The sequence below is a fragment of the Burkholderia sp. AU16482 genome, assembly GCF_002223285.1.
Lineage (GTDB): Bacteria > Pseudomonadota > Gammaproteobacteria > Burkholderiales > Burkholderiaceae > Burkholderia > Burkholderia semiarida.
Map to the genome: position 1 here is coordinate 213101 of NZ_NKEY01000008.1, position 18563 is coordinate 231663.

Annotated in this window: 17 protein-coding genes; 10 read left to right on the forward strand and 7 right to left on the reverse strand. The window is 66.4% G+C overall.

Features of this window, described 5'->3' with window-relative positions; translation table 11 throughout:
• Positions 1-14 precede the first annotated feature (14 nt).
• Positions 15-947, reverse strand: a complete 933-nt coding sequence (locus tag CFB35_RS30400; protein ID WP_081083323.1) for a thioesterase II family protein — start codon at positions 945-947, stop codon at positions 15-17.
• 123 nt (positions 948-1070) lie between these two features.
• Between CFB35_RS30400 and CFB35_RS30405 the strand changes: the two genes are divergently transcribed.
• The 7 genes from CFB35_RS30405 to CFB35_RS30435 all read left to right on the forward strand — a co-directional run bounded on the left by CFB35_RS30405 (position 1071) and on the right by CFB35_RS30435 (position 7487).
• Complete coding sequence (locus CFB35_RS30405) at positions 1071-1781, forward strand: ABC transporter ATP-binding protein (RefSeq protein WP_089466009.1); 711 nt, start codon at positions 1071-1073, stop codon at positions 1779-1781.
• Positions 1778-3169 (forward strand): ABC transporter permease, encoded by a 1392-nt coding sequence (locus tag CFB35_RS30410; RefSeq protein ID WP_089466010.1) that lies wholly within the window; start codon positions 1778-1780, stop codon positions 3167-3169. Before CFB35_RS30405 ends, CFB35_RS30410 begins: the two co-directional genes overlap by 4 nt.
• Before the next feature lie 151 nt (positions 3170-3320).
• Positions 3321-3665: a FixH family protein gene (locus CFB35_RS30415; protein ID WP_256940242.1), complete on the forward strand. Its 345-nt coding sequence runs from the start codon at positions 3321-3323 to the stop codon at positions 3663-3665.
• Between the two features lie 59 nt (positions 3666-3724).
• Complete coding sequence (locus CFB35_RS30420; RefSeq protein ID WP_059583850.1) at positions 3725-4867, forward strand: DJ-1/PfpI family protein; 1143 nt, start codon at positions 3725-3727, stop codon at positions 4865-4867.
• A gap of 109 nt (positions 4868-4976) precedes the next feature.
• On the forward strand, positions 4977-5759 hold the full coding sequence (locus CFB35_RS30425; RefSeq protein ID WP_089466012.1) for an outer membrane lipoprotein-sorting protein: 783 nt from the start codon (positions 4977-4979) through the stop codon (positions 5757-5759).
• Entirely contained in the window at positions 5756-7027 is a 1272-nt protein-coding gene (locus CFB35_RS30430; protein ID WP_256940243.1) for a hypothetical protein, read from the forward strand. Before CFB35_RS30425 ends, CFB35_RS30430 begins: the two co-directional genes overlap by 4 nt.
• A 67-nt stretch (positions 7028-7094) precedes the next feature.
• Positions 7095-7487 (forward strand): RidA family protein, encoded by a 393-nt coding sequence (locus CFB35_RS30435; RefSeq protein WP_059583847.1) that lies wholly within the window; start codon positions 7095-7097, stop codon positions 7485-7487.
• A gap of 19 nt (positions 7488-7506) precedes the next feature.
• Here CFB35_RS30435 and CFB35_RS30440 read toward each other — a convergent pair whose 3' ends face one another.
• The 6 genes from CFB35_RS30440 to CFB35_RS30465 form a co-directional block, all read right to left on the reverse strand.
• Positions 7507-8778: a cytochrome-c peroxidase gene (locus tag CFB35_RS30440; protein ID WP_256940244.1), complete on the reverse strand. Its 1272-nt coding sequence runs from the start codon at positions 8776-8778 to the stop codon at positions 7507-7509.
• 13 nt (positions 8779-8791) lie between these two features.
• Positions 8792-9754, reverse strand: coding sequence for an amidohydrolase family protein (locus CFB35_RS30445; protein WP_060967283.1), 963 nt, complete (start codon positions 9752-9754; stop codon positions 8792-8794).
• Complete coding sequence (locus CFB35_RS30450; protein WP_060010812.1) at positions 9751-10413, reverse strand: GNAT family N-acetyltransferase; 663 nt, start codon at positions 10411-10413, stop codon at positions 9751-9753. Before CFB35_RS30450 ends, CFB35_RS30445 begins: the two co-directional genes overlap by 4 nt.
• A gap of 13 nt (positions 10414-10426) precedes the next feature.
• Positions 10427-11452, reverse strand: coding sequence for a PLP-dependent cysteine synthase family protein (locus tag CFB35_RS30455; protein ID WP_059583841.1), 1026 nt, complete (start codon positions 11450-11452; stop codon positions 10427-10429).
• A gap of 160 nt (positions 11453-11612) precedes the next feature.
• Positions 11613-13469: an alpha/beta hydrolase gene (locus CFB35_RS30460; protein WP_143328775.1), complete on the reverse strand. Its 1857-nt coding sequence runs from the start codon at positions 13467-13469 to the stop codon at positions 11613-11615.
• Between the two features lie 10 nt (positions 13470-13479).
• Positions 13480-13746, reverse strand: coding sequence for an acyl carrier protein (locus CFB35_RS30465; protein ID WP_060010806.1), 267 nt, complete (start codon positions 13744-13746; stop codon positions 13480-13482).
• Positions 13747-13918: 172 nt separating this feature from the next.
• On the opposite strand from CFB35_RS30465, the gene CFB35_RS30470 reads away from it, so the two are divergent.
• The 3 genes from CFB35_RS30470 to CFB35_RS30480 all read left to right on the forward strand — a co-directional run bounded on the left by CFB35_RS30470 (position 13919) and on the right by CFB35_RS30480 (position 18528).
• Positions 13919-14665, forward strand: a complete 747-nt coding sequence (locus tag CFB35_RS30470) for a TenA family transcriptional regulator (RefSeq protein WP_059583837.1) — start codon at positions 13919-13921, stop codon at positions 14663-14665.
• A 13-nt stretch (positions 14666-14678) separates the two neighbouring features.
• Positions 14679-16187: an AMP-binding protein gene (locus CFB35_RS30475; protein ID WP_060010803.1), complete on the forward strand. Its 1509-nt coding sequence runs from the start codon at positions 14679-14681 to the stop codon at positions 16185-16187.
• A 67-nt stretch (positions 16188-16254) separates the two neighbouring features.
• Entirely contained in the window at positions 16255-18528 is a 2274-nt protein-coding gene (locus CFB35_RS30480) for an AMP-binding protein (RefSeq protein ID WP_089466015.1), read from the forward strand.
• Positions 18529-18563: the final 35 nt, after the last annotated feature.

An 18563-nucleotide genomic window follows, 5' to 3' on the forward strand; every position in this document is an offset into this window, starting at 1 on the left:
TCTCCGTATCGTGGCTATGCCTGTGCGGCCAGCGTCGCGACCACGCGATCCTGTAGCTCGCGTTCCCGGGCATGGATGAAGAAATGATCGCCGTCGAACCGATGAAGGGAGAACGGTCCGTCGCTGTAGCGGCGCCATTCGCGCAGCGCGTCGATATCGACATGCGGATCGTGCAGGCCGCCGAATACGGTCAGCCCGCACCGCAACGCGAATGGCGCATCGGTGCAATATCCTTCGGCGAGCGCCAGATCGGCGCGCAGCGCGCGCAGGAAATGCCGAAGCCAGTCCGGCTCCGACAGCAACGCATCCGGTGTGCCGCCCATCGTTTTCAGCCAACCGATGAGGTCCGGTTCCGGCAACCGATGAATCGAGAGCGGACGCGGTGCGACATGCGGCGCGCGGTGCGCTGCACAGAACGCATGAACGGGCCCGCGAAGCCGTCGTCGATCGAGTTCCTTCAACCATTCGATACCGACGACACTGCCGAAACTGTACCCAAAGGTGCCGAATGGCTTGTCGAGGAGCCCGCTCGCGGCCGTGGCCAACGCATCCGTCATCGCATCGAGCGACGTGGGCGGCGCTTCGGAGAAACGCGTCTGGCGTCCCGGCAGTTCGACCGCGACGACTTCGATCCAGTCGGGCAGATCGAGCGCCCAGCGCCGATAGAGCAGCGAGCCGGCACCGGCGTACGGGAAGCAGAACAGCCGGTGCGTGGCCGCGGGTTGCGGGCGATGCAGGATGAACCAGGGCGTGATCTTGACTGGCATGCCGATTGGGAACGGAAGTCGTGACGAGACGCGGCCGCGATTCGATCCGGGGCGGCGCGCCGATGACGGTGCAGCGTAATCGCAAGGGCCGGCGACGTGTGCCGTCCGACGGTACAGGTTGACGGTCCCTCCCGGCCGTGATTGTTCGCGAATGCGGGACGCGACATGCCATCCCGGCATCGCGTTCGCGCCCGGACGCTGCCCCAACGAACAGGTTTTTCCGTACACGCAAGTTGGTATTCTGCGCTGCGCGATCGTCCTGCACCGTGCTGTCGCGGCCTGCCAACTTCGTACATCGAGACCATGAACGCCGTAATACTCGAAGCCGTTGAAAAGTCGTATCTGATGGGCTCCGTCAACGTGACCGCGCTGCGCGACGTCACGCTCGACATCCGTGACGGAAGACTGACCGTCATTGCCGGCGCGTCCGGCAGCGGGAAGTCGACGTTGCTGAATCTTGTCGGGTGCGTGGACCGGCCCGATCGCGGCCGCATCGTCGTGGCGGGCGAAGAGGTCGGCCGTTTGTCGGACGACGCGCTGTCGGATTTTCGTGCCCGCCGGCTCGGTTTCGTCTTCCAGAACTTCAATCTGCTGCCGGTGCTCACGGCGCACGAAAACGTCGAATATCCGCTGCTTCTCGCGGGCACGCGATTGACGGAGTCCGAGCGGGCGCTGAAGGTGCGGGACATGCTCGATGCGGTCGGCCTGGCCGACAAGGCGCACCATCGTCCGGGACAGATGTCGGGCGGCCAGCGGCAACGGGTCGCGATCGCACGCGCACTCGTCGCGTCGCCGAACCTCGTGCTGGCGGACGAGCCGACCGCCAATCTGGACAGCAGGACCGGCCAGCAGATCATCGCGCTGATGCGGCGCTTGCAGCGGGAACGGCGCGTCTCGTTCGTGATTTCGTCGCATGATCCGCAGGTCATCGCGGCGGGCGACGACGTCGTCCATATTGCCGACGGGATCGTGTCCGACGTGACCCGCACGGACGAGCAGGAGGCGTTCGCATGAAGACATTTTCGCTCGCGCTCCGCAATCTGCTGCGCAACCGCCGTCGCTCGATCACGACCTTGCTTGCGATGATCGTCGGCGCGCACGCGGTGCTGCTGTTCGGCGGCTATACGCGCAACATCACGTATGGTCTGCAAACCGATTACGTGAAGTACGGCGGCCACCTGCAGATCGAACGCAAGGGGTTCTACGAGTTCGGCAGCGGCAATCCTTCCGAGTACGGGATCGACAACTACGAAGCGATCATCGACGCGGTGAAGGCCGACCCGGTACTGGCGACGATGGTGCTCGTCGCGACGCCCACGCTGCAGTTGCAGGGCATCGCGGGCAACTTCGACGCGGGGTTGTCGCGTACCGCGCTCGCGCTCGGCGTGCGCGTGGACGACCAGAACCGGATGCGCGCCTGGAACGACTATCGCTTCCCCGTGACGATCCCGCCGATGGCGCTGACCGGAACGACGGGCGACGCAGCCGTGATCGGTACGGGCCTCGCGCGTGTACTCGAACTGTGCGGGCCGCTCAAGGTGCCCGACTGCAAACCGCCCAGGAAGTCCGTGGACGCCACGCCTGCCTCGCCGCTTCCGGGCGATATCGCGGCCCTTGCCGAGGGAACGCGCGCGGCGCCGGCCGCCGGGACGAGCGGCCGGCGGATCGAACTGCTTGCGGCGACCGCGCGCGGTGCGCCGAACGTGGCGGAACTGCAGGTCGTGAAAGCGGAACGACAGGGCATCAAGGAATACGACGACATGTACGTCGGCCTGCATCTCGCGCAAGCGCAACGACTCGTGTACGGCACCGAGCAGCCGAAGGCCACGGCGATCGTCGTCCAGTTGCGCCACACGTCGGATTTGCCTGCCGCGAAGGCGCGGCTCGAGACGCTGCTCAAAACAAAATTCGCCGGTACGGACACGGAAGTCGTGGATTACACGGTGCTGAACCCGTTCTATGGTCAAGCGCTTGCGATGTTCGCGACACTGTTCGGTTTTGTCGCACTGCTGATCGCCGCGATCGTGCTGTTTACCGTGGGCAACACGATGAGCACGGCGGTGTTCGAGCGCACGGTCGAAATCGGAACGCTGCGCGCGATGGGGTTGCGCCGCGCCGGCGTGCGGCGCCTGTTCCTGTGCGAAGGGCTGCTGCTCGGCGTGATCGGCGCGGTGCTCGGCGTCGCCAGCGCGGCGTTGCTCGCCGGCGTCATCAACGTCAGCGGTCTGACGTGGACGCCGCCGGGCCGTTCGCCGGTGCCGCTGATCATTCGCGTGTGGGGCGAGAACGACCTGATCGTCGGCACCGCGATCGGCCTGCTCGTGGTGTCGATGCTGTCCGCGTTGCTGCCCGCGCGCCGCGCGTCGCGCATGGAGATCGTCGATGCGCTCCGCTACGCGTGATCGAGCGGCCGCATCGGGCGTCGTTGAAATGTCAATGAAATCGATTCGTCGGCGGATCGTCATGTTAGCCTTCGCCGGGAGCTGCACCGCCATGCTCGGCGCATGCGGCGCACCGGCCGAGCAGTCGGTTCCCGCGGGTCTGAATCTGTCGTTGACGCGAACGACGGCGTCGGGCGCGTACGTCGTGACGCTCGAGCCGCCCACGACACCGCCGCCGCTGAACCGGATCCATGTCTGGACGGTTAGCGTGAGCCGTGCGTCGGGCGAGCCCGTGCGCGGTGCGCGCATCGACGTGAGCGGCGGGATGCCGCAGCACGGGCACGGTCTGCCGACGCGCCCCCGCGTGGTCGAGATCGACGGAAACGGTGCGTATCGGCTGCAGGGGATGAAGTTCAGCATGCCCGGCTGGTGGACGATCACGCTGAAGGTCCGGGACGCGCAGCGCGACGACGACGTGACGTTCAACGTCGTGTTGCCGCCGGCGGCGGCGTCATGACGGCCGGCACGGGCGCCATGCCTGATTACTGGATGAGTTCCATACACGGAGAGGCTTCAATGCGAAAAGTCATGCTGTACTGGATGATGTTGCTGCTCGCGCCGCTTGCATCGGGCATCGCGAACGTTGCCCATGCGGGGCCCGCGAGCGAAGCGTCGGCGCCGGCAGCGGCCGCGCCCGCGGCGGCACGCGCCGACCGGCTGCCCGCCTATCAGCCGCGCTTCGGGCGCACGCGCCCGATCGTCGCCGTCGTCGGCGAAAACTACTATACCGAGCTGACCGACTACGTCGTTCCCTATGGCATCGTGGCCGAATCGGGCGCGGCGGATCTCGTCGCGCTCGCGACGAAGCCGGGCCCGATCCGGATGTTCCCGGCGCCGATGAACGTCATTCCGGACGAAACCACCGCGCAGTTCGACGAGCGCGTGCCGCAAGGGGCCGACTACGTGATCGTGCCGGCCGTGCATCGCGACAGCGATCCGGCGCTGCTTGCATGGGTGGCCGGGCAGGCGAAGAAGGGCGCGACGATCATCGGCGTGTGCGACGGCGTCTGGGTCGTTGCACGCGCGGGGCTGCTGGAAGGCCGCCGCGCAACGGGGCATTGGTACTCGATGAACGATCTGCGCAAGAAGTTCGCCGATACGCGCTGGGTCGACGGCAAGCGTTACGTTGCCGACGGCAAGGTCGTCACGACGACCGGCGTCACCGCGACGATTCCGGTATCGCTGGCGCTCGTCGAGGCGCTCGCCGGGCACGAACGCGCGCTGCAGGTCGCCGAGCGGCTCGGACGCCCTGCATGGTCGTCCGAGATCTCGACCGACCGCTTCAGCCTCGGATTGCCGGCGATGGCGACGATCGCAACCAACTATGTGTCGTTCTGGTCGCACGAGGATTTCGGTATCCCGATCGCGCCGGGCGTCGACGAAATTGCGCTCGTGCTCGAGGCCGACGCCTATTCGACGACGTTCCGCTCGACCGCCTACACGGTGGCCGCGAGCCGCGAACCCGTGCGCACCCGGCGCGGGCTGACGATCGTTCCCGATCGTGTGGCCGGCGTCGACGCGCCGACGCGGATGCTGTCCGCCCCGGTCACGCGCTATCCGTTGCATGCGCTCGATGCATCGCTGAATGCGATCGCGTCCGAATTCGGCAAGCGCACGGCCGCGTGGGTCGCGCTACAGATGCAGTATCCGGGCTACTGAGCTGCGCATCGCAGCGTCCCCGTACGTCCTCTAGCCAGTCGGTTCTCCGCCCGTTCCGGGCGGGGGCCGCACTCGTCCCCGTCATTCCGTATTTGCCCCGGAGATTCCGATGCAGACGCATTCGATGGCGCGCCTGGGCGCCGCCGCGATCCTCGCACTCGCCTGCTGTACCGCACACGCCGCGCCCGATCCGCAGCGCATCCTCGCCGCGAGCGATGCCGTTCGCAACCCGAGCGAACCGTTCACGCTGAATGTCACGCTGACCCAATACACCGATGGCAAGCAAACCGATTCGAACGCACTGACCGCCTATTCGCGGATCAACCCGGCGAGCGGCCAGTTTCGCAGCCTGATTCGATTCGCCGCGCCGGCGCGCGATGCGAACAAGCTGATGCTCAAGAGCGGCAACGATCTGTGGTTTTTCGATCCGGCGAGCAAGGCGACGATCCGCATTTCGCCGCAGCAACGGTTGCTCGGGCAGGCGTCGAACGGCGACGTGGTCACCGTCAATTTCGCGCAGGGATATCGTGCGCAGGTGGAGGCGGAGGAGGATGTGCAGGACGGCGAGCGCCAGACGCGCCGTGCGTACCGGTTGAAGCTCGTCCAGAGCGTATTCGACATGACCTATCACTCGATCGAGATGTGGATCGATACGACGGATTCGCGCCCCGTGAAGGCACGTTTCTTCAGCGAAAGCGGCAAGCTCCTCAAGACGGCCTTCTATCGACGCTTTCAACAGCAGCTCGGCGCGTTGCGGCCGACCGAGATCGTGATCATCGACGGGCTCAATCCGAATCTCGTGACCGTGATGCGATACGCGGACTACGTGGCGCGGGAGATTCCGGATGCCTGGTTCCAGTCCGATTTCATGGCGCGTTTCCAGCCGGAATGATGACGCGAATCGGCATCGCCTGTATCGCGTTGGCCGGCATGGCGGGCGTATGCCATGCAAACGATGCGGAAGAGGCCGGACTCGCGCTTGCCGACGCGACGCCGGTGCAGAAGGTCGACGACGGCAAGTACCAGTTCAGTCTCGAACCCGGCTTGCGTTTCGCCACCCTGCGGCCGGGCGGCACGCGCACGGCCACGCGCCTGTCGCTCGACCTGAGTGCGCGCCATGCATTCTCGAACGGCTGGGGCGTCAGTTTCGCCGATCGACTCGACCTGAACGGTCCGTGGCGCTTCGACGGCGACTCGGGCGCGATCAATACGCTGAAGGAACTGTATGTGGACGGCCGCGTGGGCGGCGGCAGCACGCTGCTGCAGGCCGGCCGCGTCAATGTGCGGCTCGGTGTCGCCACCGGCTACAACCCCACCGACTTTTTCCGCGACAACGCGGTCCGTTCGGTGACGTCGGTGGATCCCGCGAGCCTGCGCGAGAACCGGCTCGGTACGGTGATGCTGCGCGGCCAGCAATTGTGGGCCGACGGTTCCGTCAGCGCGCTCGTCGCACCGCGGATCGCGGATCGCGCAACCGACGCATCGTTCTCGCCGGACTTCGGCGCGACGAATCAGCGCACGCGCTGGATGCTCCAGTTCAGCCAGCGCGTCATCTCGGATCTGTCGCCGCAGATCGTGATCTACGACGACGGAAAGCCCGGCAGTTCGCCGCAGTTCGGCGCCAATCTGGTCCATCTCGTCAACAACGCGTGCGTCGGGTACGTGGAGTGGTCGGGCGGGCGAGGGCCGTCGACGCTTGCACGCGCGCTCGGGCAGCCGTACAGCGACGTCGCGTTCCGCTGGAAGCTCGCGACCGGCGCGACCTGCACGACGTCGCGCAATCTTTCCGTCACGCTTGAGTACGACCGGGACGGCGCCGCGCTCGATCGCGCGGGCTGGCAGGCGCTGCGCAACGGCCCCCCGGCCGGCTACGCCGCCTATCGAACGCTGGCGGCCGCCCAGCAGGACGCCACGACGCGCGACGGGCTCTTCGCGATGGTCAGGTGGCAGGATGCCTGGATCCAGCGTCTGGATCTGTCCGGTTTCGTCAGGTTGAACCTCGCCGATCGCAGCCGGCTCACCTGGCTCGAGGCGCGTTATCGCTTCGCCAGAACCGATGTCGCGCTGCAATGGCAGATCAATGCGGGTGCGTCGTCGACCGAATACGGCGCGCTGCCGCAGTCGAATCTCTTTCAGTTGCTCGTCAAGCACTATTTGTAACGCGGGAACGGATGCCCGTGCGTATCGCGTGACGGGTAGCACCGCCCGATTCGAGGAGAGGAAGCGCATGAAACGCTATGTGACGTCGGGCAACGATCTGCCGCAGTGGCCGTCGCCGATCAGCCATGCCGTTGTCGCCAACGACACCTGCTATCTCAGCGGCCAGCTTTCGCTGGACGCCGACGGCCGCTACGTGCCGGGTACGCCGGCCGAAGAAGCGAGACGCGCGTTCGCGAACCTGTTCCGCGCGCTCGAAGCGGCGGGATTCAGCCCACGCGATCTCGTGTTCGTCGACATCGCATTCTCCGACATCGGCGCGCTCGCGGAAGTGAATGGCGTGTATGCCGATCTGTTTCCCGCGGATCGCCGGCCTGCGCGGACCGTCTATCAGGCGGCTGCGTTGCCGTTCGGCGGCCAGGTCAAGGTGATGGGCGTCGCCGTTCGCGACGCATCACGCTGACGGGCGGCGGCGCGGACGATCAGCGCTCGACGACAGGGCCGGAAAACGCACCGAGCAGCGCGGCGAGCTGCCGTTGCTCGTCGTCCGACAACGCGATCCGCTTCAGTTCGCTATGCCCGATCGCGGCCGCGGGTGCATCCGCGTAGTGGCGCATCACGGCGTCCAGCGACGCGAATTGACCCGCGTGCATGTACGGCGGCCGCAGTGCGACGTTGCGCAGGCTGGGCGTCTTGAATGCGCCGAGCATCTGCGGGTCGTCGGTCGAGATGAATTGCAGCTCCTCGCACTGCTCGGGCTTCGCATCGCTGAACGGCCCCATGCAGTTGAATTCGTCGTGCAGCACCTTGTCGACCGCCGCCGCGCGACCGGTGTCGGCAGCCGTCCCGCTACGCGGCGGTACGCCGATGTTGTGAAACTGACGGTCGCTCAGCATGGGCCCGGTGTGGCAGGTCATGCATTGGCCCTTGTTCATGAACAGGCGCAGGCCTGCTTTTTCGGTCGGGGTCAGCGCGGCCAGCTTGACCGGATCGCCGGTCCGGACGCCGTCGACATAGGTATCGAAGCGTGAAGGCCCGTACCGTAGCGTCGCTTCGTACGCCGCGATCGCCTTGCCGAGATTCGCGAACACGCGCGACACGTCGGTGCGGGTGCGTTCGTCGAGCCCCTGCCAGACAGCTTTCTCCGCGTCCGTGCCGAGCGGGCCGCCGTCGCGCGGCAGCGCGCTCAGGTCGGGCAGCGGTCCGAACAGAGGCTCGTAGGCGTCGCGGTAGTGCTCGGCCAGCACATGGGCGGCGCGCAGCCGGGTGCCGCCGTGCTCGTTGTGATCCTCGATCGGCCCGATCGCCTGCGACCACAAGCTGTCCTTGCGGCCGTCCCAGAACAGCCACGGTGCATCGGTCGTGCCGACGACGGGCATCGTGCGGCGCACGCCGACGCCCACGCCGATCGCCAGCGGCCGCCCGTCTTCGAACTGGCGATCGGGGGCGTGGCAGCTCGCGCAGGCGATCGCGCCGTTTCGGCTGAACCGGGGATCGGAGAACAGGCGCTTGCCCAGCTGCGCTGCCTGTGCGGACGTGGCCACGCGATTCGACGGGTCAACCTTGACGCCGGCGTTCGCGGGCAGGCGCATCGATTCGAGCTGCGCCCGTTCATCGGCGCGCCAGTGGTCAAGCGTGTCGGCGGTTTCCGCCATCGCGTCGGCCCGATGCCCGGGCCACGCGGTCCAGACGAGCAGGGCGCCGATCATCGAGGCAGCCGCGAGCCCGTAGTGCGTGCGGGACGGCCGTCGCACGCGACGGCCGGAATCACGCAATCGCATCGATCGTGCGCGATGCCGGCAGCAGTGCGCGCGCATTGCCCGACATCAGCCACTTGCGCTGTACCGGCGCGACCGACGCGAGCGGGCCGTCGGGCGCGAGGAACTGCTCCATGACCTTGCGATGGCCGCCCGAGTTGCGAAAGACCGGCCAGTCGGTGCCGAACAGAATCTTGTGATTGATGTTCATGCGGAACAGCTCGGCGAGCGCGACCGACCACCCCTGCGGATGCTGGGAGCCGAGAAACGCGCTGACGTCGAGATACACGTTGGGGCGATACGCGCACTGTCGCGCGCAGGCGTCGACGTGATGGACGGCGCCGTGCGCCAGGATGAAGTTCACGTCGGGGAAATCGAACGCCGCGCGGTCGAGCAGATCGGGGTGCGAGTACGCGAACTCGAGCGCCGGGCTGGTCGGACCCACGTGCAGAAGAACCGGCAAGCGATGGGCGCGACAGATTTCGTACAGCGGGTAAAGGCGCTTGTCGCTGGGGCTGTAGCCGCAGGGCGGGTACAGTTTCAATCCGGAGAAGCCGTACTCGGTCACGCCTTTCTCGAACAACGCGACACCGTCCGCTCCCCAGCGCGGATCCATGCCGCCGAACACGTGAAAGCGCTCGCCGTGACGCTGCAGGATCGCATGATGCTCGGCATACATCTCGGCGATCGTGAGATCGCTTTTCATCACGTACGTGAAGTCGGGCAGCAACAGCACGGCCTGCCCGATGCCGGCCGACGTCATGTCGGCCACGAGTGCATCGCCGAAGTGGTCCTGACTTTGCGCGAGGTAGGTATCGAGCAGTTCCGATCGCGATTTCCGTATGCCGTTGGCGACGAGCCGCACATGAATGTTGGCGCAGAATCCCTCGAGGAACGCCGTGGGAATGAAGCGCGTCGATGCGATGTGGCAGTGCGAGTCGATGATCGGCCCGGTGTAGAGGGCGTCGCTCATGCCGATGCGCTGGCGGCGGTTCGGTTGGCGTCGCGGCCCATGAGCATGCCGAGCGCGCGTTCCTTGAGGTCCGCCACGCGCTGCATCATGAAGTGGCCGGCATGGACCTTCCCGTTCGCACGGGCGTAGTCCGGCAAGGTGCCCCACGTCTGAAAGCCGTAGTGTTCCCATACGCGATGAGCGGGCGTGCCGTCTCGCACGTCGAGCGTCACCAGTTCGACATTGTCCCGATCGCATTGCAACGCGATCTCGACGAACGCGGCAGGCAGCACGCCGCCGCCGCGACAGGCGTCGTGGATCATGCCTTTCGCGAGATCGGTGATATGGCGGTTGTTGGGATTCACGTTGCGGCGCAGCGTGCACAGGCCGATCAGTTGCCCGGTGTTCGCGAAGATCGTCAGCAGGCGAACCTTCTCCGCGGCGAGATTCGAGCGCAGTTCGTCGAGATAGTGGTCCGCTTCCGCGTCCGTGATGGTCTCGGCGAAGCCGATGATCGGCGCGCTTTCGCTCGTGCGCCGCATCAGTTCGACGATCTGCGCGCCGAGCGCATCGTCGACGCCGTTGGTCCAGCGATACGTGACGTGTGTGATGTTGGCCTTCGGCAACGCGATCGGATACCGTGCGCCGTCGGCAAGCAAGGTGCGGATGGAGTCGTTCATGGGTGTCCCTGGGTCACGTGGTTTCGAGGGCCACTGCGCTTTCGGCGCGTGGCGGTGTCGCGGAGGTGCACAGGTCGTCGAGCACGGCCTGGAGGCCGTGATCGATCAGCCACTGATCGTCGTAGATCGTGTCGAGATACTTGGTACCGCTGTCGGGGAACACGAGCACGATGTTGGCCGGGCCTTGCAGGGTGGCGACGTAGCGGCGTGCGGCCTGCGCGATCGCGCCGGACGAGCCGCCGAGCAGCAGGCCTTCGTCGAGCGCGAGGCGGCGGCAGCCAATGAACGCATCGCGATCGACGATGCGCATCGTGTCGTCGACGAGGTGGATCAGGATGTTTCCGGGCTGAAAACTGAGCCCCGCGCCGTTCTGCAGATGCGGCCGGTACGTGCCGCCGAACACGACCGAGCCGTCGGGCTCGACGCCGATCACGCGGGTTGCGGGATCGCGCTCCTTCACGTAGCGGGCGATTCCGCTCAGATGGCTGCCGGTGCTGGCGGACACGATCACGGCGTCGAGCCGGTCGGCGAGCTGCGAGACGATTTCGGGCCCGGTCGAGTAATAGTGGGCGTCGATCGCGGCCGGATTGTTGTATTGATCGAGGTTCACGCAGTTCGGCACGCTCGCGGCGATCGCTTTCGCGACCGCAATGCGCTTGCGCTGATAGCTGCCCGTTTCGTCGGGGTGTTCGACCATCTCGACCTCGCCGCCGAATGCCCGCACGAGATTGGCATTCGTCTTCGGTGTCTTCGGATCGAGCACGCAAATGAAGCGATAGCCGCGCGTGGCGCACAGCATCGCCAGCGCGTGTCCCATGTTGCCGGACGTCGATTCGACGATCGACCAGCCCGGCTTGAGGCCGTGGTCGCGCTCGGCCTGGCGCAGCAACTGAAGCGCGCTCCGGTCCTTGACGCTGTTGCCGGGGTTGTAGCACTCGAGCTTTCCGTACACGCGGATTTTCCTGTGCTCGTTCGACAGGCTTTTCAGATACAGCAGCGGCGTATCGCCGATCAGTTCGACAAGGCTGTTTGCGTACATTCGAAATCTCCGACCAGCGGGTTGGCATTGGCTTGCGCGTCGTTCGCGAGCGACACGACGCGATCGGCCGCGTGGGATCCGGCTTGCTGCCACAGTGCGACTTTAGTGATCGATGCCGGGGGCCTGTAACTGTCCGAACGGGCATCGGAAGGCGCTTACGTCACAGTTCGCCCGACTCCATTTCCATCTCCATTTCGGCACGGTCGGCCGCCGGGACGATTCGCAGTCTCGGATGCGGCAGTGCGTCGGCTGTCACGGCCGGAGCGTCGACGAAAGTGCCGACGAGCTTTGCCAGGAGCGCCGCATTCTGATGAACCATGTGATGACTGCCGCCTTGAAGCTCGACCTGGATCGGACGAAGCTGTGCCGACGTAATGGCTCGCGCGCGGATCGCGCACGTCATTTCGTCGTATTCCCCCGTCACGAGCAGCGCAGGGATGCCGGCGATCGACGCGTCGCGTTCGGCCTCGATGCGGTGCGCGCGGAAATTCAGCAATTGCCCGCTGTACTCGATCATGTTCGCCGCCGACACGAACGGCGCGTGCAGCCAGTGACGGGTCGCGGAATCGGGTAGCGCGAACATCGACGCATGGCCGCCTTCGAGCGCGTCGTTTCGCGCCCGCTTGTCCAGAAGCCCCGTCATCGATCTGGCCATGCTGTCCGCGGCCTTCGGCATGCGCGCGACGAGGGAGCACATCGTGTTGAGATTGTTTTCGTAGGCGCTGTCCGCGCCGTCGTAGTCCTGAGCGCCGGCAAACGACGGGGCGATCAGGCTCATCGACGCGATGCGGCCGGGCAGGGCGCGGGCGAGCGCCAGCGCATATCGGGCGCCCCCGCACCAGCTCGCGACATGAATCGCGTCGATTCCCTCCACGTCGAGCAGTTCAGTCACGCTTCGCGCATAGCGCTCAGGCGCATCGGGGCCCGAATAGTACGCGCGTGTCAGTCCTGCGTCGGCCGGTGCATCGTCGGCGTCGTCCGCCAGATAGAGCGAGAAATCCGGCGCCAATCCGGCCGCGAAGTCGTGCCATACGTCGTGCGGGATGCCGAATGCGTTGATCAGCAACATGGCGCGGGGGCCGCGCCCGGCACTCAGGTACGCGTGCCCGCTGCCGGTCGTGATCCGGCGCGCGGACGGCAGGTCGACAAATCGGGGCGCGTCGCGCCGTTCGTGCCGGGCGGCGTGAGCGGCGACGCGCGCGGCGATCCGGCCCTGCCAGTCGAAGCCGTCGCAGCGCAGTCGGTGAGACGGGATGCCGGGCGGCGGCACGTGCGCGCCGTCCGCGTACCCGAGCAACCGTTCGGCATGCTTCAGATTCGTTTCGAGCAGCGCGAGAACGGCGTCCGCTTCGGCCTCGGCAGCATCGGTTCGGGTCGGAATCGGCACCCGTCGCGCGACGGTTTCGGCGAGTTCGCGCCACGCAATGCGCCGCTCGCCATGCACGACGTGAAGGCCGGGCGACGCTTCCGTCGCAAGCCACGCAAGTACGGCTTCAGCCGTCAGCAGGCAAGCCGCGCCGGCAGCGTCGGCAGGCAACGCCAGCGGCGCTTGCTCGAAGTACGTATCGATACGGCGGCGTACCTCGAACACGGTGTCGGCAACCGCGTCGGCGAGCGTGTCGACGGACGATAGCGATGACGCGCCCGCGTCGCCGAAGGCCGTCGTGCCATCGGCGAGCGCATCGCCGAGCACGACGATGCATGCGTTCGCGACGGATGCCGCCGCGACGTCGAGCGCGGCCGAAAGGGTTCGGGGCAACGACGCGAATTCGCGTGTGCGACGAAGGTCGGGATCGTCGATCACGATGGCGAGCCGCCCGGAACCGGATGCGTTCAATGCCTCGCGCAGTTTCGCGAGGCGCGCGTACGTGCCCGTCGTCGCATTGCCGTCGGACGCCGCGCGGCCCGCGCCGGCCGCCGCGCGCAGCGCGTCGAGGTCGCCGGCATCCAGCAGGCAGACGCGGTCGTAGCCGCCGGCCGACGGCATCATGCGTGCATCGAGCGGATGATCGTTCATCGTCATCTCGTTACGCTTTCACGGACAACAGCATTTCCACCAGATCGACCGCGTCGCCGATGGTTTCGAGGTTCGCGACCTGTTCCGTATGCGATGCAAAGCTGACGCCGAGCCGATCCTCGGTCAGCGCCATTAGCGACAGCAGCGAAATCGAATCGAGCATCAGATCCGATGTGAGCGACGTTTCCCGCGTCAGCATGTCCGGCGCGATATCGAGCGCGGCAATCTGCGGAATCAGTTCGGTAAGCGTAGCGAACACGGTCGCGTGATCGTCCATCGGATTCTCCAAGTGCCGTAGGGGTTCCGCTTTATAGCGTCATGCCATCGCACTGCCTACCTGCACTGACGTACAGGGTTGGCGTACACGCGAGACACTCGCCCGAACGGACAGGTTTCAGCCTTGAAAGCCGCCATTACATTGCCGGTTACCTCACCGACAGGGAACGATCATGACCCTCACTAACGAAGCCGTGCTGATGGACAAAGCGACGTTTTCCCGCGCGCTGCGCGACACGCTGGACGAGCAGCTCACGCTCGATCACCCGATCTTCGCGGAGTTGTTTACGCCTCAGAAAAACTGGCGGTTGCTGAAGATCATCACGCTCGAGGGTTACCAGATCACCCGGTACTTTCTCGAGTACATCGAGAATCTGTACTTCCGCTGCCCGTTTCCCGACCACAAGCGCCGGCTGCTGTACAACCTGTTCGAAGAGGAAACCGGGCGCTTCTCGAAAACGAAGAACCATGTCGAGCTCATGGAAGACTTCATTCGCGCGCAAAACATCAGCGACGAGGAGCGCGATGCATGGACGCCGTCCGCGGCCACGCGTGAATTGATCGACTATCGCCTCGAGAACTGCAAGGGCGAGGGCACCTACCATATCGGCGCCGCCGCGGTGATGATCGCGAGCGAAGGGCAGAGCCTGGAAACCCGCGCGGGCGACGCGCGCCACTCCATTCTGGCGAAGTGCTACGGGCTCACCGAGGAGGACACGCGGTTTTTCTCGGTTCACCAGAAAGAGGACGTCGCGCACGTCGCCGAGGGCATCTCGCTCGTGACCGACCTGTGCACGACCGCGCAGATGCAACAGGAAGCGCTGTTCGCGGTGCGCCACACGTGCAAGCTGTTCTGGAACATGTACGAGAGCGCCGCGCAAAAGTACTACGCGTCCGCGGAGGGCGTCGCGCACGCTTGACGGGAAAACGCCGATGATGACCTTCGATGATCTCGTCGCGCGTTTGCGCGGCAGCAGTCATACCCTGACCTTCGTCGACGACAAGGGCGCCGAAACCGTCCGGACCTTTCACGACTTGTTCGAGGACGTGCTCGCCACGGTCGAGCGCGGCAAGGCGATCGGCCTCGTACCGGGCGCGCGCGTCGGCATCGCGGCGCCGAACGGCTATCCGTGGATGGTGTGGGATCTCGCGTGCATCGAGCTCGGCTGCGTGTCGGTCGCTTTCCCGAACGACGGCCTGCCCGACACGTGCGGCGCGTTGATCGAGCGCTACCGGCTGAGCGCGCTGGCCGTCGACGCTCGATGGCTCGATGCCGCCGAGACGATCGGCGGGCGGATCGTGGACATCGATCCGGCCGGCCGCGGCGATTCGCACACGCGTATCGAGCCGGTGCGCGTCGAGCATGCGCCCGATACCCATTCGCTCGTGTTCAGTTCGGGCACGACGGGCCGGACCAAGGGGCTCGTGATGAGCCGCGGCGGCACCGCGCACCTGCTCGGTCTGTATGGCGACGCATTCGGCGTCGCGCCCGGCGAGCGATTCCTGACGTTCCTGCCGTTCGCGAACTATCAGCAACGGATGACGTACTACTTCTGCCTGTATCACGGGATCGATCTCGTGTCGGTGCCGTTCCACGGGCTCTTTCCGGGGCTCAAGCGGCACCGGCCGACGTTCGTGATCGCGCCGCCGGTGCTGTACGAGACGCTGCATACGCTGGCGCGCGCGGCTGCCGGGCCCGGCAGCGACGCATCGACGCTCGCCGAGCGGCTGAGCGCGCTGACCGGCGGCAACATCCGCTACATGGTCACCGGGATGGCGCCGATCAAGCGCGCGGCGCTCGATTTCTTCTGGGATTGCGGGATCGAGCTGTACGAGGCATTCGGGATCACCGAAGCCGGCATGGTCGCGTGGAACAAGCCGGGACACGTGCGCGTCGGTACGGTCGGCCAGCCGGCCGAGCCCGGCAGCGTCTCGTTGCTGGAAGACGGCGAAGTCGTCGTCACGCGAAACGCCCTGCTGTCGCTCGGCTACTTCGATGCGCCGGAAGAGGATAGTCGCGCGACCTTTATCGCACCGAATGCGGTCGCGACCGGCGACATCGCCGAGTTCGACGGCGACGGTTTTTTGCGCGTCGTCGGCCGCAAGAAGGACGCGATCATCACGAGCAACGGCGAGAAATTCCATCCCGAGCCGATCGAGGCGCTGCTGTATCGCGATCCGCGTGTCGACGTAGCTGTCGTGATGGCGGGCCCGCAGGCGGGGCTCAGTGTCGTCATCGCGACGCGCCGGCCGGACGATCCCGAAGTCACCGACGCGCTGCGCGAGCTCGTCCGCGCGGTCAACGGCACGCTGCCGGCACAACGGCAACTGGTGAAGGTGATTTTCACCGACCGCGCATTCGACGTCGAAAGCGGATTGCGCACGCGCAACCTCAAGCTCAATCGCCGCGCGATCGCGGACGCATTCCTGCGAGACGCGTGAGATCACACCCGTGCGCGGGCTGCCGCGGTCGCGCGGCGGCTCGTACGGACCTCATTCTGGACACACCATGACGACGCATCCGAATCCGAACGTGTTTCAGATGGAAGTCGAACCGACCTCCATCATCGAGACCCTCGCCCATCACACCGAGCGGGGCCCCGATCGTGTCGCGCTGACCATCCTGCGCGACGGCGAAGCGATCGAAAGCGAAAGCACGTTCGGCGATCTGCATGCCGGCATGATGCGGGTTGCGCGCGGACTCGCGCAACTGACCGAGCCCGGCGCGCGCGTGCTGCTGCTGTTGCCGACGAGCGCCGAGTTCGTCTGCACCTTCTATGGATGTCTGGCATCGGGGCGCGTCGCCGTGCCGGCCTATCATCCGCAACAGGTACGCAAGGTCGCGCAATGGGCCAAGCTGCACGCGATTGCCGACAATTGCGGCGCGACGCTGATCGTCGCGCCGGCGACGTCGATCGCTACGCTCGAGACCCTGCGCGCGACGCAGCAGCTTTTCACCGGCTGTCAGCTCGTCACGTACGAGGCGCTCGTCGAGGCGGGCGCGCGGGATACGTCGGCGTTGCCGCGGCTGCCGGCGTCGGACGATATCGCTTTCCTCCAATACACGTCCGGATCGACGGGCACGCCGAAGGGCGTGATGATCACGCACGGCAACATCATCGACAATCAACGGTCGATCGCCACGCTGATGCAGCATGATCGCGACACGCGCATGCTGTCGTGGCTGCCGCTCTATCACGACATGGGACTGTCCATGCCGTTGCAGCTCGCGTCGATCGGGCTGTCCGTCGTGCTGATGTCGCCCGTGGCGTTCGTCCAGCAGCCGGGCCGATGGTTGCGCGCGATTTCCGCGCACCGTGCGACGACGTCCGGCGGGCCGAATTTCGCGTATGCGTTGGCCGCCGCCGCGCTCAACGGAACCGACGACGGGGCGCGGCTCGATCTGTCCAGCTGGCGCGTCGCCTTCTGCGGCGCGGAGCCGATTCATCGCCAGACCGTCACCGATTTCATCGACGCCGCACGCCCGCACGGCTTCGCGCCCGGGTCGTTCTATCCGTGCTACGGGATGGCCGAGGCGACGCTGATCGTGTCGGGTGTGCCGTGTGGCGAAGGCGCCTACTATCTGGACGTCGATAACGTGAAGCTCGCCGCGGGCATCGTCGAACCGGTTCGGCCCGGCGACGCGAACGCGAAGAGTCTCGTGTCGTGCGGCGGCACGCCGCCCGGCACCGAAATCCGGATCGCGGGCACCGATGGCCGGCCGGTGGCCGACCCGAACGGTGTCGGCGAGATCTGGGTGCGCGGCGGCGCGATCGGCGTCGGCTACTACGGCAACCCTGAAGCGACGCGCTCGACGTTCGGCGCGCACTTCGACGACGAACCCGGCGCCGAACCCGACGCACGTCCGTTCCTGCGCACGGGCGACCTGGGCGCGATCGTCGACGGCCGCCTGTACGTGACCGGCCGCGTGAAGGACATGTTGATCGTTCGCGGGCGCAATCTGTATCCGCAGGATATCGAGGCGTGCGTGCAGGACGCCGTGCCGGCGTTGCGCCGCGGGTGTGGCGCCGCCGTATCGGTGCAGGCGGACGGGGAAGAGAAGCTCGTGATCATCCAGGAGGTCGGTCGCACCGCGCGCCGGACGATGGATCTCGACGCAACGCTGCGCGCGATGGTGGTCGCGATCGGCGAGGACTTCGGCGTCACGCCGCACGCGATCGTGCTGGTCGAACCGGCGACCATCGAAAAAACCTCCAGCGGCAAGATCGCGCGCGCGCTGTGTCGCCGTGCGTACCTGCAAGGCGAGTTGCGCGCCGTCGCCAGCTGGACCGACGGCGCCTATGCGAAGGATGCCGGCGCTTCGCGGGACGGTGTGGTGGCGCCGACCGTTTCCCCGGCCTCGACCCTTACCGGACCGATGCTGCTCGAGCGCGAGATCGCGGACCGTATCGTACGGATCGTCGCCGAGCGGCTCAGGATCGCCGAGACGCAGGTGTCGCGCACGGCCGCATGGGTCGAGATGGGTTTCGATTCGATGAGCGCGCTCCAGTTTTCGTTGAAGGTGCAGCACGCGATCGGGCTGACGTTCGACGCGGCCGTGCTGTGGGACTGTTCGAACGTCGAGCAGCTTGCGGCGCACCTGGCGCGGATGCACGGCGCGGCGGATGCGTTGCGATCGAGCGACGCGCCTGCGTCGGCCGCCCCGCACGCGGGTTCCGCGCCGGTCGACGGCGGCGCCGAGGCGCCGCACACCGCGGAGCAGCTTGCGGCGCTCTCCGACGAGCAGGCCGAAGCGCTGCTGCTCAAAGCGCTGCAGCGCTGAGCGCATCCCCCGGCAGTCCCGTTCCGCGAACGTCT